The organism is Peribacillus simplex (assembly GCF_001578185.1).
GTDB classification, from domain to species: Bacteria; Bacillota; Bacilli; order Bacillales; family DSM-1321; genus Peribacillus; species Peribacillus simplex_A.
This window is the reverse complement of record NZ_CP011008.1, coordinates 4,489,737-4,504,666: the sequence shown is the minus strand read 5'-3', so window position 1 is coordinate 4,504,666 and position 14,930 is coordinate 4,489,737. Positions and strand designations below refer to the sequence as shown.

Genomic DNA, 14,930 nt, shown 5'->3' with positions numbered 1-14,930 from the left:
GTTGGGTGTAGTTTCATTTATTCTTACGTATATTACTTTTAATACTCCGGGGTAAGTGAACTGTGGTCTTCATCGGGTGTTTTTGAGGTATAGGGTTTTTGGTTATTAATTATGATTTTTTTCTTCTACATAAAGAAAAAGGATTGAATTTCTTGTTCAACTAAAGGGTGCGTTAGCTGAAGATCGGAGCTGTCATTAAGGCAGTTTTTTCTTATGGGGGTGCCGCCAAAAAGGTCGGGCAAATACTGCCCGACCTTTCAACTATACCCCACGATATAGTTAATGGGATATTTATAATACGAAACTATAAAAATATCATTCCTCAATATGTATAGTTTTACTTTGCAAATAAGTGGTTGCCTATTCTTATGACTGTTTCCCTTGTGAAAATCCATTCATCTGTTGCCGAGAACGGATTATAATAATAAACAGAACCATGAGTAGGATCCCAACCTTGTAATGCATCAATAACAGCTCGATATGAATAGCTAGTTGGGGTCAAATAATATTGGCCATCATGTACAGCTGTAAAAGCATTTGTCTGGAAAATAACATCGTAAGTATTTTTAGGAAAACCTGGCGTTGACATTCGGTTCAAAATTACTGCAGCGACTGCTACTTTTCCTTCATAAGTTTCTCCTCGAGCTTCTCCATAAACAACCCTGGCCATCATTTCAATACTATTTAATTTTTGTTGTGTTTGGAATCCAAAAACCCCATCTGGTAATATTCCAGAATCTAGTTGAAGTTGTTTAACTGCATGATCAGTAATTGCACCATAATACCCTGTTGGTTGCCTATTAAAGTAACCCATTTTCTTTAAATTTTCTTGTAAGTCATAAACTGCTTGTCCTTGACTTCCATTGTGTAAAATTTCTTGAGCAAAGATTGAATTTGGTATAAAAAACATGAAACAAATAAAAACAACAAACGACATTTTTTTAGCATTTAACATCAAATAATGACACATCCTTCGATTCATTTTCCTACTATTCTACTTTATCATACAAGGAAAATAGATTTATCTTACATTATTCCTATTTTAAACCAAAAATTCGGTGGCCTTTTTGGCTTAATGAACTATAGGGGCAGGTTAGCTCCATAATGAAAATGAAAATTATGTGGTAAAATTAGTTAATTATGTGGATTAGGGAGGATATTGAATAAATGAGTAATTGGTTATACGTTCTTTATGCTGTAATTTTAGGAATAGTATCTTGGTTTACTGGGGAAATAGTAACCTTTGTTATGTTGGGGGTTATTCTAATTGCTTTGAATAATATAAATTCAACTCTTAAAAAGATTTATCTTCAAAATAATGAGAGAAGTAATAATGAAGATAAACAGTGAAAATAATTTGATTTAAAACTAACCGGTACTTTTACTTCAATAACAGGAGCTGATCAGCAGCTCTTTTTCTTATGGAACTAAAGAGGCAGGTTAGTTGGATTGCCTGCCAAAGAATAGGAGTGGTTTGAATTTATGGCAATAACAAAGAAAAGATTCTTCATTATTTGTATAGTGGGTATCATACTCAAGTATCTTGCAAGTTCTGGTCTGCAATACTTCAGGGGACAAACGATAAATTGGTTAGGGAATTTAGCATACGCATTCTATTTCGTAGCATTTCTTTCACTTTTACTTTGGTTATTTGGAGATTCTGGTAAGAAAAAAGCCGATCATTAATTCAGTGATTGGCTCAGGCAGTTGAGAAACCCTCGACAGCCTTTAATGACCTAACGGGTGCTTTACTTCAATAAGAGAGTTGCTTTGGCAGCTCTTTTTTTTTCTTTATGCAACTATCAGGGCAGTTTAGTTCCATAAGAATCTATTAGATCTAACGAGGAACTTATTTTAAGGAGGAAAACATGAGCTTGGAGCATGATTTTTACCTTATTTCTAAGACAACTGATATAAACGTCAGTTCTTTAAAAGAACGAAAAAATCTCTAATCTAAACTTTTAGAGATTTTTTAATGCAAAAACACAACTACCAACAGTAAGGGAAACTGAACCATCTGCAGGGCTGAATGACGCAGTCACTTTTCTTCCATTATCTTTTAATAGGTAGTGGACTTCCAAAGGGAATTAATTAAAAGTAGGTTTCTTTAGTTTTGCTGTTGAAATTATAAAGGCGATTAGACACTTTTTCTTTTCGATTCATGATGAATTATTTCCTTAAATGACATCAATACAGATCGCTATCCTATTTTAAGGACTTTGAAATAGAAGACTTTCTAGGTCGATATCTGTATAATGTTTCTCGACAAATTCCTCGTCGGATTCCTCGATTAATGCTTGATAAGCTGTCAATCCCTCTTCAGCTAACACGATGAAAAATTCACGGTGATTATTTGGATTGCTCTTTCGTTTAATAAAATGTTGTACTTCAAGTTTTGATAATACTTGGCTCACAGCACGTTTTGAAATCGCAAACTGCTGTGCGATTTCAAAACGTCGTTTAATTCATTAAATATTTTTCGATAATTTGAAAGCATATAATCCTCCTTAAAATATAAAGTTAAGTTAAGTTAAGTTAAAAGGACATCCAGATTGCTGTAGGATGTCCTTTGCCAAACATTTATCAACTTGATTCAGCCATACGTAACCGATATGCACGTTCTTTTTTGCCGTATAGGAAGTAGTAGAGGGTAGATGTTGCAAAGACGACGATACCCAAAATCGCATACAGGGCATTATAACCGGTTGTTGGAATGACCAATCCAAGAAGAGAAGGTCCAAATCCATTACCTATGTCAAAAGATATAAAGAAAGTGGCTGTGGCGAGGCCCATGCGGTGAGGTGCAGCCAAATAAATTGCTATTGTCTGACCCACTGACAAAATGTTACCAAAGCCAAAACCAATCAATGCACCTGCTAATAAGAAGGTTACACTGTTGCTTGCTGAACTGAGGAGCAGCATTCCGACTCCAAAAAGGATAAAGGCCGGATACATAATAAAGTTTGCTCCTTTTCTGTCCATCAACCGGCCGGTGAATGGCCGCGATACCAAGACAGAGGCTGTATATACAATAAAGAAAAAGCTTGCCGTATCCACTAAATCTAACTTGATAGCATATAAATTTAAATAAGAAAGAACACCGGAGAAACAGAAGGCCATCGTAAGGATAATGATACCAATGGGAAGTGCTTTTGGCTCAATGAAGCCGAAAAGCTTAAATCCTACATTTTCGTGTTTCATTTTCGTTGTTTTCAATAAAGGGATATTAACGAAGAATCCGGTTACTAAGCTAATAATCCCTAAAACAAGGCTGAAACTAAAAATCATGTCGAAGCTTTTATGCTGACTCATGTAAAGGCCAATGAATGGACCGAGTCCAGTAGCCAGTGCTGTACTTACAGCAAAGTAGCCAATTCCTTCCCCTCTCCGTGATTCCGGTATTGTGAGGGCGACAATCGTACCAATTACGGTAGTCGCTATACCCACTGTAATACCGTTTACGAACCGGCTCATTATGAGAAAGGAAATCCCGTAATCTATAAAGTATAACAATGTAGTTAATGTAAAAAAGATTAACCCGATCATTAATATTCGTTTTAGCCCAATTGTATTCATGAACGGCCCGGTAAACAAACGACCGATTAATGCCCCGATAATGAAAATACCGGCTACAAGACCAGCTTGGCTTGTAGATGCATTGAATTCATTTAAAGCATAAAGGGTGATTGTTGCATTTAATAAAAAGAATATTAATGTTAAGAAAAAATTAACTAAAGAAAGAATGATAAAATCTTTCGTCCACACTTTAGATTTTGTTTGCATTTTCATCTCCTCCCTTCATGATATTTTTGTTCATTTTTCAACCGATAATGAGTATGATTCGCCATCATCTGGGATTAAAACAGTAGAAGAGATTCCCTTTTCATCAAGAAAGCTTTTTAATTCTTTTTTTGATAGTGTCCAGTGATTGACGGCTTCCATGTGGCTCACAATAATCTGAGCGTTAGGGGCAGACTTGTACACTTCATAGATATCCTCTTTCCCCATGATGAGAGAACCGCCTTCAAAGAATTGATTATTTCCACCATTTACAGCAATGATTTCTGGTTTATTTGTATCAATCACTTCTTGGACTGCGTCATACCATACTGTATCTCCAGCTACATATAACGTTTTTTCATTTGAGTGTTTGAAGACAACGCCACATACTAAACCAGCAAGTTTTAATATTTCTCCTCTTCCGTGCTCGCCTTTTGTTTTGATTAATTGGATACCCTCAAAGACTGTATCTTCTTGTAAAACCTCTACATTTTGGAAACCGGCGTTTCTAACTTCTGTAGCATCTTCCTCATTTTGAACAAACATTTTGATATCTTTTGGCAATACCTCTTTGGCAACATCATCAAAGTGGTCAAGATGTAGGTGAGTGACAATGACAGCATCTATATCATGAATAATATTTTCAATCGATGTTGGTAAACTAAATAAAGGATTAAATTGATCTTGTCTTAATGAATTTGGGAACGGTGGGTACGTACCTTTCTCAGCTAACATCGGATCTATTAAAAACTTTTTGCCTGCATATTCGACAACAAGTGTGGCATTTCGAATTTGTTTGATTTTCATTTTTATCGCTCCTATTCTTTAATCTACGTATAGTTTATACTATGGACAATTAGCAAATACATAGATAAAATCAAGTCTTTTGGCCCTTTGACTTGATAATTGAAAGGATTTGAATAAATGTTAGATAATACGGATATGGGTATCTTACATGAACTATCCAAAAACAGTCGAATCACGATGAAAGAATTGGGGGAGAAAGTCCATTTGACTGGTCAAGCAGCTGCATCTAGAGTTGCTAAATTGGAGGATAATGGAGTGATTGAGGGATATGCCATTAAAATTAATCAACTAAAATTAGGTTGTTTTATCCATGCTTTTATTACTATCATTACACAAAGCACTTATCACCAACCTTATCTGTCGTTCATAAAAACACGAGAACAATACATCATAAATAACTATAAAATCAGTGGAGATGGCTGTTATCTACTCGAATGCAAATTTCCATCAAATGAACTTTTAAATCAATTTTTGGAAGACTTAAACGAGCATGCAAATTATAAATTATCAATTGTTATTAATAAATAGTGCAATATGGGGAGTTTGTGAACAAATATACTTAAACTAACGGGTGTGTTAGGGTGATTTTTTGGAGAAAAATATTGGGGATGTAGATTTTTTTAAACAAGTAGTAAAAAGACTGTGCAAAAAAACAATATTTGCACTCAGAAACCTAAATTTGAAATCATCGAGAACGTATTGGTTATTAGCATTAAGAACCATTTAAAAGCTGGAGTAGACTTAGATTGTTTTAATATTTTAAACCTTATTTACCGAACAATTGGATGAATTATTTTACTAAGTTTTTAATGTTTTTACTGATATATGCAAAGGTAGCAGTACACTAATAAAGTAATAAGGTTTACTTCAGTAAAATAAGGTATATTATATTTAATGAATAGATTCTCTTTAAAGACAAGAAAAGTAGGTGAACAAAGTGGGAAAATATCAATTGGATACCAAAGGTAAGGTAGCTGTGACAAAGTTTCATGAAAAACAGGCGCCTGCCAAATTTGATAAAAAGCAGCACCTTGAAAAAATACGTGCGGAGTATTTGAAAAAGAAGCAAAAACAAACAGATAAATAATATGAATGAAAACATAGGAAGACTAAAATCTCCCTATGTTTTTCTTATTCGAAGTTCTTTTTTCAATTGATGATAGAGTTTATTATTCCCATAAATTTCAGATTCGATGACAAAAAACCCGTCATCAGATATCCATTCCTCACTAAAAATTTCAGTAGCAGAATCAATAGACCAGCCGTTATTTTGGATACACCAGTAATCTCCAGCAGAAATTTTTAAAACATTTGGATACTCACTTGGCTTAGGTAGCTGAATAAAAAGATAAGTCTCGATCTTTTCAGCAAGATACTTTCTCAACACCCCACACTCAAGGAAATCAGGGAATCCCAATGCGCTGAATTTACTTCTAATAACTTAAAGGGAAACCAATGAGTAAACCTATAAAAAAACCTACTATATCACGTTTATAGGTTAAAAGGTTTACGAGGTTTACGCAATTATGGATTTCTGGAGTTAGTATAGTTTCATGGACACATTTTAGTTAAGTCCTTACAATGATTTTTGAGAGGATGTGTCCGTTTTGGAACGTAAGAATACAGGTAAAAAATATAATAATGAATTCAAGAAGACTATTGTAGATCTTTATCACTCGGGTAATTCAGTAAGAGAATTAAGTGGCGAATATGGTGTATCAGACGTAACTATTTATAAATGGGTTAAAGAATTTACCCCTATCGGTTTAGGGGAAGAGTCTATGACTCCAAAGGAATTAGCCGCCATACAGAAGGAAAACCTTCGGTTAAAGCAGGAAGTTGAAATCTTAAAAAAGGCTATGGCCATATTCGCGAAAAAATAACCGAGACAGATCTTACCGAATTTATCGAGGAAAATAGGAATCTATACCCTGTACAGAGAATGTGTGAAGTATTAGAAATCCCAAGAAGCAGCCATTATCAGTCTCTTCAACTTGTAGTATCCAATCGCGAACAGGAAAACAAAGAACTAACGAATAAAATTAATCTCATTTACCTAGAAAGCAAGGGACGGTATGGTGCTCCTAAGATACATCAAATCCTATTAACCAAAGGATTTTCCCTCAGTCTAAAGCGTGTTCAACGCTTAATGAGCAAGGCGAGTATTCGTTCTATCACGAAGAAAAAATACCGTCCTTATCCATCTAAAGAAAAAGTTATTCAGTTAGATAATTTGCTTAAACGAGACTTTACCACCCAGACCATTAATGAGAAATGGGTAGCTGATATTACGTATATCCACACGTTAAAAGACGGATGGTGTTATTTAGCTTCTGTATTGGATCTTCATTCAAAGAAAATAGTAGGGTATTCCTTTTCACGTTCTATGACGACAGAACTGGTCATAAAAGCTTTCGATAACGCTCACTCTTCACAAAAGCCCTCGGAGGGCTTAGTTCTTCATACGGATCTTGGCTCACAATATACAAGCAGTGAGTTCACTCAACATACTCAGAATCATCATATTAAGCAATCCTTTAGTCAGAAAGGTTGCCCGTACGATAATGCCTGTATTGAATCCTTTCATGCGATATTAAAAAAGGAAGAAGTCAACCACGTCCAGTATCTAGATTACCAAACAGCTAAATTAGCGATATTCCAATTTATTGAAGGTTGGTATAACCGAAAAAGAATTCACAGCAGCTTAGGATATAAAACTCCACAAGCCATTGAAGACCAAATTAGAAATGCAGCTTAAGATTTAACTTTTTTGTGTCCAAAATATTGACTCAAATCCATTTCTTTATATAAAAAAATAGATAGATGATGAGTTAGCCTTAGACGAAATTAGCTAATCAATCATCATTAGAAAGTTTGAAAATCGCTTAGAATGGTTTTCTGAACACACAAAGCTGATTAATAAGCATAGTTGGTATGTAGCAAGCTACCAGCGTTTAGCTTAATAACTTTTATTGCTAGTAGTTTTCTTACCACAGCTAAAACATTTCTGATATGCTCCAATAAAAAATAAAGCAACGCATTCCAATATAGAAACGGCTGCTTTAATTCATACTTTCAATTTTACGTTGGACGAGTTCTTTATAAAAATGGTTACGGTTTGGTTACGTTTCTAAATGGTTGTAAATCGATTCTAGTCAATTGCGATAGTTTAAATAAACTGCAATCTATAAAATTGTTAATATATCAATGTTTCTAACGTATTTTTTGATGAATATATAAACTTAGTTACGTTTTTCTGAATTTTTTGTAATGGTGCAAACAAACACAAGAAAATAGGTAAGTTATTCATCGTTCAGATATACACAGGCTATTTTTTCAAACCTCTTACTTATGCAACTAACGCATGCGTTAGCTGAAGATCGGAGCTGTCTTTAAGGCAGCTCTTTTTTTATGGAACTAAAGGAGCAGGATAGCTTAAGTGAAGTTATTTATTAGACTGTAGAGGTATAGTAATAATAATCAATAAATGTTAAAATTTTCTTGGTCTGGTAAATGAGTATGGTTCTGATTCTTGGAGGGGGGACAACAATTATTAAAAAAGTTTGTATGAAATTTATATTTGCTTTTAGCGTATCTATATTTTTATTCGGATGTAGTATAGAAAAAGAAGATTTGAAAGAAGATCCTGGGCTTGATAGAGCCCAAAAGATAGAAATATCGTCAGAAGAAAATCCAGAATCGGTTTTAAACGTTATAGACAATCAAGAAGATGTAAGTGAATTTGTTAATGCACTAGAAGTTGATAAATGGAGTATTGTAGATATTCCTTCAAATTCAGCTAAAGGGTATATTTATAAGATGTACCAAGAGGGTACAGTCAAACTTGGAGAGCCTATTACAGTTAAAAAGGAACTTAAACAAATCGCTACAATTATTACATATAAAGATAGTCCTTATATTGAGCTTAGAACCAAGAAACTAAATTTAAATTTTAAAGTTCCAAAAGATGTAGCAGAATACCTATCTAATCACGATAATTAAAAACATAACCATACAACAATTTCGTCAACAGTACGTTATATCTTCTTATTGAATTAAACTAGCTGGTAGTTTGTGAAGAATTGTACTTAAACTAAATGCGTTACTGAACGGTGGTAATGCCCTTTTTAGGGAGTTTAATGGAAGAATTATATTTCTGGCTATTTTATAGTTTTGGTTATTAAGAAAGGATTTGAGAGGGAACGTTGGTTTGAATAGTAAGCGAAAAAAATCTTTTATGTTATGTTTTATAGCTCTGTCATTTTCTGCAATTGCTATTATCTAACTTATTTTCCCCCTACTCGATTATGCAACTATCGGGGCAGGTTAGTGGAATAAAAAGTGAACTAATCCATTATTATCTGTATTATGTTAACTGCATAAATCAGTTGTACAGAGATAATAAAGTTGTTTAATTTGCAAATATTTTGCGGTAATGAAATTAAATATCAAATAAAGGAAATATCTTCTTGACAGTCGAATATTAGCCTAGAACCATAATTAACTATTCCGATGAGGAGGATTCTTGTGCGTCCACGACCATTATCTATTGAAAATCCAGAGTATGATAGGTATGTTAGTCTTGTGCCAGATGGAGATATTGAAGAAATACTTAGTAAGCAACGAACTAAGACCATTACCCTCTTGAGCAGCATATCAGAGGAGACAGCAAGGAAGGCGTACGCACCAGGGAAATGGACTTTAAAAGAAGTGATTGGGCATATGGCCGACGCGGAACGTGTGATGTCGTATCGAATGCTTGCCATTGCTCGAAATGAAAGTGCACCACTCCCAGCAATGGATCAGGATCAATACGTTTCTGCGGCAAACTTCAACAAATTATCCTGGGAGCAGCTACTAGCTGGTTTAGACACGGTACGCTCCAACACGTTAAGTCTTATTTCAACCATTGATGATGCAGCGTGGGATCGTAATGGAACTGTAATGAACAGCCCAGTTTCGATAGGTACCTTTGCATATGGCATTGTCGGGCACGAGTTACACCATATGAAAGTGATTAGTGATAAATACTTATAAGTCTTTTTCTATTAATGAAAAAACCTAATTTCTCATTGTAATGCTGAGAAATTAGGTTTTTTAATATTGAAACTTCCTTAACGTTGTAAATCCGCATTTTCCTGACGCTACTGTACAGAGATAATAAAGTTGTTTAATTTATAATAAAGTCATTAAAAAATAATAATGTTGTTTAAAAATCCTTATGTCACTAACGGGGCAGGTTAGTAACATAAGGGAAATGGTCTTTTATGGTAAAATAAATAAAGTGAGGGAACTTTTACCTTTTTTTGTTTAGTTTAATAAGAATCAATGGTAAAATGATGAGAATTAATTATGCTATGGGGCTGGTCAGTTGTAATTTTATAAAGGAGTTGTGAGAAGTTGAAATATCGTAAAGCAAATATCGATGATATTGATAAATTGGTCGAGTTAAGAAAAAAGCAATTAGTTGATGAGGGGATAGAACCTAATATAGATATTGATAGAGAACTATATGTTTTCTTTAAAAATAAACTAAGTGATGGTACTTTAATTCAATGGCTAGTGGAGGATAATGAAGAAATTATAGCTTGTGGTGCAGTAATTTTTTATGAATTTCCACCTTGTTACACCAATAAGACTGGAAAAAAGGCTTATATCACAAATATGTATACTAATGAAAATTATCGTGGGCAAGGAATCGCAACAAAGCTGTTAACTAAATTAGTTGATGAAGTTAAGATTTCAGGTATTTCAAAAATATGGCTTGGGGCTTCAAAAATGGGTAGACCAGTGTATAAGAAGTTTGGTTTTATGGAAACTGATGAATTTCTAGAATTAAATATTTTTTAATAATTTGTGATGTCTAACACTTAAACTAACGGGTGTGTTAGCGCCAAAGAAGGCCGCCAATTGGTGGCCTTTTAAAAGTATGATTCTTTATATAATCATACATTTTTTGTCTTGCTCCCTCTTTTTAAACAAAAACTGTGACATATGATAAAGGTAAATTAAAAGGTATGAGCCCGGTACAATACCGAGTTCATACCCAACGGGCTGCCTAACGAAATAACCTGTCTAACTTTATGGGGTCAGTTCACGTAGAGGAGAGCGACTTTTTAGGTTGGAATTCTCTTAGAGTATAAAATTTCCGAAATGGGAGGTATAGCGTTGTTCCTGTCGTTCGTAAAAGTACATTTTTGCGAACGGGGCATTTTTTTATAAAATCAACTACTTTTAACGTCCGTTAAAGTATGGATAAACAAAGTGGGAAAAATTTTGAACGAGAACAATATCAATTGTTAAAACGAATGATCCGGAAAGGGGATGTTCTTTACATTCATTCACTGGATCGTTTTGGACGGAACAAGGATGAAACCCTTAGATTCTAAGACTAAGTGTTTTTATTTGTCAGATTGACTTAAGGTTGAAATGAGAAAGGTGTCACGATTGTTTGCTTAATTGGCCAGTAATTTTGTTCTTAATCTTGACATTTCTTTATCCATTAAGGAAGAAGCTTTGGCAAGCTCAATTAGCTGCTTTTGAGCATCCTCTGGTATAGTCTCGCCTTGATATTTATAGTTTAGTTTATGCTCGGTGGATGCCCAAAAATCCATAGCGGAAGTACGAATTTGTATTTCTGCAGGAACCCATATTATTTCGTTGGATAAGATGACTTGGGTTTCTACAATCAGGTGCAAACTTTTATATCCGCTCATTTTCGGGTCCTGAATATAATCCTTTACGCGTATCATTCGAATGTCTTCACGTTGCTCGATATGCTCCTTCAACATATATACGTCATCAATAAAACTTGTGACAATTCTAACTCCCAAAATATCTCTTATTTCATTCCTCACCGCTTCTTGTGTTAAAGGAATTTCTTTTTTTTGTATTTTCTCCACCAAAGAACTTAATTTTTTCATACGTGTTTTCATATGTTCAATAGGAGAATAGCCATGTTGTGTTTTCCATTCTAAGTCAATAACCTTGAAATCACTTTCTAATTCATGTAGGGCCATTTGGTAAGGTAAAAAGAACCCCCTCCAATTGTCTAATACTTTTTGAATAACCTCGATTTTCATCTTTTTTTTCAGCATGTCCACAGCCCTCCTGTTATTATTCTATTATCATAACCAAGATACCCTAAAAAAAAAAGCAACTTCCCATTTTTGTGAAAGTTGCTTTTACTGATTATTTATCAACATAGTGAAAAATGAAAGGATTATTAAAATGTTAGATAAGACGGATATGGATATCCTTGATGAACTATCCAAGAACAGTCGTATCACGATGAAAAAATTAGGTGAGAAAGTCCATTTGACTGGTCCAGCTACTTCAGCCAGAGTTGCGAAATTAGAGGATAGTGGAGTTATTGAGGGATATGGCATTAAAGTTAATCAAGTCAAATTGGGATTTTATATACATGCTTTTCTAACTATCATTACACAAAGCACTAACCATCAGCCATATTTATCATTCATCAAAACTCAGGAACAATACCTTGTACGTAACTATAAAATCAGTGGAGATGGCTGTTATCTTCTTGAATGTAAATTTCCATCGAATGAACTAATGAATAAACTTTTAGAAGGGTTAAACGAGCATGCAAACTATAAATTATCGATTGTTATTAATAAATAGTGTTATATGGGGAGTTTGTGAATAAATATACTTAAACTAACGGGTGCGTGTGCGGCCGAGCCTAGGTCGTATCATATAGCGGGTGGGATTCCCGTCGAGTAAGAACTAGCCATTCGCTCGTAGCGAGTCTTGGAGGGCTAAAGGTAACTTTAGTCTTTAAGCGTAGACAGTTAGGTGGCGGGCCGAAAGCCAAATGGTTGAAGGGATTGAGCTCCATAAAGTTAGTAAATCGAGAGGGCTGATGCTTTACGCACAGCAGAAAGCTACATTTTATCCTTCGTTAAGGGCAAGATGGATAAAACCTCTCTGGAGTCAGAGACCTTGGCACGTTACACATCGATATGATACGGCAACTCGGGAGACCCTATCGGTCTTTTCTTATTAGAAGAGTATGGTGTACAAGCGATAAAAAGCAAGGAAACCAAATGCTGTGTAGGGAGTCGGATAGCAGCGTAGTACCAATGAAGTTGGGTAATGCCGATGGAGGAAAGGCTAGCTACCAGTTATCACCCTTACTAGGGAAACATTTACTACACTCAGAGGTAGGGATAAATGGAAACAAAACTACTAAGGATAGCAGAATTAGCAAAATCTGAATCTGAGAGATTAGCTACATTTTGTGAATGGTAACTAGGAGGAGCCGTGTGCGTGAATAGCGCAAGCACGGTTCTGTGAGGGGGGCAGGAACACAATCTACCGTAAGGTAGAGAGGTTCCCTTCTACTCGACTAGCTGAAGATCAGAGCTGTCTTTAAGGCAGCTTTTTCGTGCGCCCGGCATGGGTGCAATCTATAGGGTGGAAGTCCCGAATCATGAAGGCAGTAGTAGTGGTTAGCTTAATGCAAGGGTGTCCACGGTGACGTGGAATCTGAAGGAAGCAAGCGGCAAACCTCCGGTCTGAGGAACACGAACTTCATATAAGGCTAGGTATCATTGGATGAGTTTGCGAAACAAAACAAAGTCCTTACTGCCGAAGGTGGTACAGAGTAAATGAAGCAGATAGATGGAGGGAAAGATTGCACTCTTACCCGGGGAGGTCTGATGACAGCCAAGTACACTTGGTAACCTTTCCAGTGATGGACAGCTGAATCATCAGAAGTCAGCAGAGGTCATAGTACTTGTCTACTCGAGAAGACAAGGAAGGACCGAACAGATTAAGAAGGATGAATACTAGGCGTTCGTTATCTGTGAAGAAGCAAACAATTCCTAACGGAACTTATTTGAAGGAAGAAGTGGTGAATACACGGGGAACTTCAAAAGGGTGGAGCAGATAAAGGCACAAATAGACCATTTATCCACGTAGAAAGGATATCAACGATGTTAATGGAACAGATACTAGAGAGGGAAAACTTAATACAGGCATTGAAGCGTGTAGAAAGAAATAAGGGAAGCCATGGTGTAGATGGAATGCGCGTTCAAAACCTGAGACCGCACCTCGTAACCGAATGGTACAACATGAAAACTGCCCTTTTACAGGGTACCTATCAACCGAAGCCCGTCCGTCGTATCGAAATCCCGAAACCAAACGGCGGAGTTCGGCTTTTGGGTATTCCAACCGTTCTAGACCGTTTCATTCAACAAGCCATTGCCCAAATATTGACCAAGATATATGACTCGACCTTTTCGGAGAATAGCTATGGATTTCGCCCTAACAAACAAGGGCACCAGGCGGTTCGAAAGGCAAAGTCCTATATAACCGAAGGTTATACATGGGTAGTGGATATGGATTTGGAGAAGTTCTTCGATAAAGTGAATCATGACAAGCTCATGGGAATGTTAGAGCGGAAAATTGAAGATAAACGAGTTCTTAAACTGATTCGTAAATTCCTTCAAGCAGGCATTATGATAGGCGGACTTTTTCATAAAAGTGAGGAGGGAACTCCGCAAGGAGGTCCGTTAAGTCCTTTATTATCTAATATCATGTTAGACGATTTAGATAAAGAACTAGAGAAACGCAATCTTCGATTCGTAAGGTATGCGGATGACAGTACTATCTTTGTGAAGACACGAAAAGCCGCCAAACGTGCAATGGGAAATATCTCAAGCTTCATTGAAAATAAACTGAAGCTAAAGGTCAACTACGAGAAGTCGAAGTATGATCGCCCTTGGAACAGAACGTTTCTCGGTTTTAGTTTCACGAAGTCAAAGAAGAACCCGAAGGTTCTACTGGCTAAACAAACGGTGAAGAGGGTAAAGAAACGAATCAGGGAAATGACCTCGAGAAAATTACCGATACCCATGGAACTCCGAATAAATAAGTTAAAGCAATACCTTAGAGGTTGGATGGGGTATTTCGCCCTCATTGATACTCCGAACGTATTGAAGAATTTAGATTCATGGATTCGAAGAAGACTCAGAATGTGCCTATGGAAGCAATGGAAATTACCAAGAACGAGGGTGAGGAAACTCAAAGGATTAGGCGTCCCATTTGGAAAAGCATATGAATGGGGAAATAGCAGAAAGGGTTATTGGCGCATAGCGCATAGTCCTATTCTAGACAAAACCCTTAATAATGTTTATTGGCTCCATCATGGGTTAGTAAATCTATATGAACGATATACAAAACTACGTCAGACTTAAACTGAACCGCCGTATACCGAACGGTACGTACGGTGGTGTGAGAGGTCGGAGGCTAGGCGCCTCCTCCTACTCGATTTATACAACTAACGGGGCAGTTTAGTTGAATAAAGGGAAAAAAGAATG

General features: G+C 35.9%; 16 protein-coding genes and 1 pseudogene. 11 read left to right on the top strand and 6 right to left on the bottom strand.

Translation table 11 applies throughout. From position 1 onward, the window contains the following. Positions 1–337: 337 nt before the first annotated feature. Positions 338–955 carry a cell wall hydrolase gene (locus UP17_RS21020; protein ID WP_250211713.1) on the bottom strand — a complete coding sequence of 206 codons (618 nt, stop codon included), beginning with the start codon at positions 953–955 and terminating at the stop codon, positions 338–340. A gap of 212 nt (positions 956–1,167) precedes the next feature. Here UP17_RS21020 and UP17_RS21015 point away from each other — a divergent pair, with 212 nt between their 5' ends. Together UP17_RS21015 and UP17_RS21010 are read left to right on the top strand one after the other, a co-directional pair. Continuing rightward, positions 1,168–1,350 (top strand): hypothetical protein, encoded by a 183-nt coding sequence (locus tag UP17_RS21015; RefSeq protein WP_061465009.1) that lies wholly within the window; start codon positions 1,168–1,170, stop codon positions 1,348–1,350. 132 nt (positions 1,351–1,482) lie between these two features. After that, positions 1,483–1,686, top strand: a complete 204-nt coding sequence (locus UP17_RS21010; RefSeq protein ID WP_061465007.1) for a hypothetical protein — start codon at positions 1,483–1,485, stop codon at positions 1,684–1,686. A gap of 524 nt (positions 1,687–2,210) precedes the next feature. Here UP17_RS21010 and UP17_RS27940 read toward each other — a convergent pair. The 3 genes from UP17_RS27940 to UP17_RS21000 form a co-directional block, all read right to left on the bottom strand. Continuing rightward, complete coding sequence (locus tag UP17_RS27940) at positions 2,211–2,414, bottom strand: helix-turn-helix domain-containing protein (RefSeq protein ID WP_155727420.1); 204 nt, start codon at positions 2,412–2,414, stop codon at positions 2,211–2,213. A gap of 169 nt (positions 2,415–2,583) precedes the next feature. Next, positions 2,584–3,789, bottom strand: coding sequence for an MFS transporter (locus UP17_RS21005; protein WP_155727418.1), 1,206 nt, complete (start codon positions 3,787–3,789; stop codon positions 2,584–2,586). Between the two features lie 24 nt (positions 3,790–3,813). Next, positions 3,814–4,587 carry an MBL fold metallo-hydrolase gene (locus UP17_RS21000; RefSeq protein WP_061465004.1) on the bottom strand — a complete coding sequence of 258 codons (774 nt, stop codon included), beginning with the start codon at positions 4,585–4,587 and terminating at the stop codon, positions 3,814–3,816. A 117-nt stretch (positions 4,588–4,704) separates the two neighbouring features. Between UP17_RS21000 and UP17_RS20995 the strand changes: the two genes are divergently transcribed. After that, a complete protein-coding gene (locus UP17_RS20995) occupies positions 4,705–5,115 on the top strand; it encodes an Lrp/AsnC family transcriptional regulator (protein WP_061465002.1) in 411 nt (136 codons plus the stop codon). A gap of 409 nt (positions 5,116–5,524) precedes the next feature. Beyond that, positions 5,525–5,674 (top strand): hypothetical protein, encoded by a 150-nt coding sequence (locus tag UP17_RS28400; RefSeq protein WP_089365001.1) that lies wholly within the window; start codon positions 5,525–5,527, stop codon positions 5,672–5,674. A gap of 33 nt (positions 5,675–5,707) precedes the next feature. On the opposite strand, the gene UP17_RS20990 is transcribed toward UP17_RS28400, so the two are convergent. Continuing rightward, positions 5,708–5,971: a hypothetical protein gene (locus tag UP17_RS20990; RefSeq protein WP_167556000.1), complete on the bottom strand. Its 264-nt coding sequence runs from the start codon at positions 5,969–5,971 to the stop codon at positions 5,708–5,710. Between the two features lie 223 nt (positions 5,972–6,194). On the opposite strand from UP17_RS20990, the gene UP17_RS20980 reads away from it, so the two are divergent. The 5 genes and pseudogenes from UP17_RS20980 to UP17_RS27020 form a co-directional block, all read left to right on the top strand. Further along, positions 6,195–7,345, top strand: a protein-coding gene (locus UP17_RS20980; protein WP_434218677.1) for an IS3 family transposase whose coding sequence is annotated in 2 segments (ribosomal slippage) — positions 6,195–6,444 and positions 6,444–7,345 — 1,152 coding nt in all. Because the reading frame shifts where the segments join, the coding sequence is not laid out codon by codon here. A 761-nt stretch (positions 7,346–8,106) separates the two neighbouring features. Then, positions 8,107–8,589: a hypothetical protein gene (locus UP17_RS20975; RefSeq protein ID WP_155727416.1), complete on the top strand. Its 483-nt coding sequence runs from the start codon at positions 8,107–8,109 to the stop codon at positions 8,587–8,589. Between the two features lie 525 nt (positions 8,590–9,114). Next, positions 9,115–9,624, top strand: a complete 510-nt coding sequence (locus UP17_RS20970) for a DinB family protein (protein WP_061464996.1) — start codon at positions 9,115–9,117, stop codon at positions 9,622–9,624. Between the two features lie 363 nt (positions 9,625–9,987). Then, positions 9,988–10,437, top strand: coding sequence for a GNAT family N-acetyltransferase (locus UP17_RS20965; protein ID WP_061464994.1), 450 nt, complete (start codon positions 9,988–9,990; stop codon positions 10,435–10,437). Between the two features lie 401 nt (positions 10,438–10,838). Further along, positions 10,839–10,970, top strand: a pseudogene (locus UP17_RS27020) (recombinase family protein); the annotation flags it as partial. A 72-nt stretch (positions 10,971–11,042) separates the two neighbouring features. Here UP17_RS27020 and UP17_RS20960 read toward each other — a convergent pair. After that, positions 11,043–11,684, bottom strand: a complete 642-nt coding sequence (locus UP17_RS20960) for a GTP pyrophosphokinase (RefSeq protein WP_081108914.1) — start codon at positions 11,682–11,684, stop codon at positions 11,043–11,045. 133 nt (positions 11,685–11,817) lie between these two features. Between UP17_RS20960 and UP17_RS20955 the strand changes: the two genes are divergently transcribed. Together UP17_RS20955 and ltrA are read left to right on the top strand one after the other, a co-directional pair. Continuing rightward, positions 11,818–12,228, top strand: coding sequence for an Lrp/AsnC family transcriptional regulator (locus tag UP17_RS20955; RefSeq protein ID WP_061464993.1), 411 nt, complete (start codon positions 11,818–11,820; stop codon positions 12,226–12,228). 1,316 nt (positions 12,229–13,544) lie between these two features. After that, positions 13,545–14,807 (top strand): group II intron reverse transcriptase/maturase, encoded by a 1,263-nt coding sequence (gene ltrA / locus UP17_RS20950; protein WP_061461592.1) that lies wholly within the window; start codon positions 13,545–13,547, stop codon positions 14,805–14,807. Positions 14,808–14,930 lie beyond the last annotated feature (123 nt).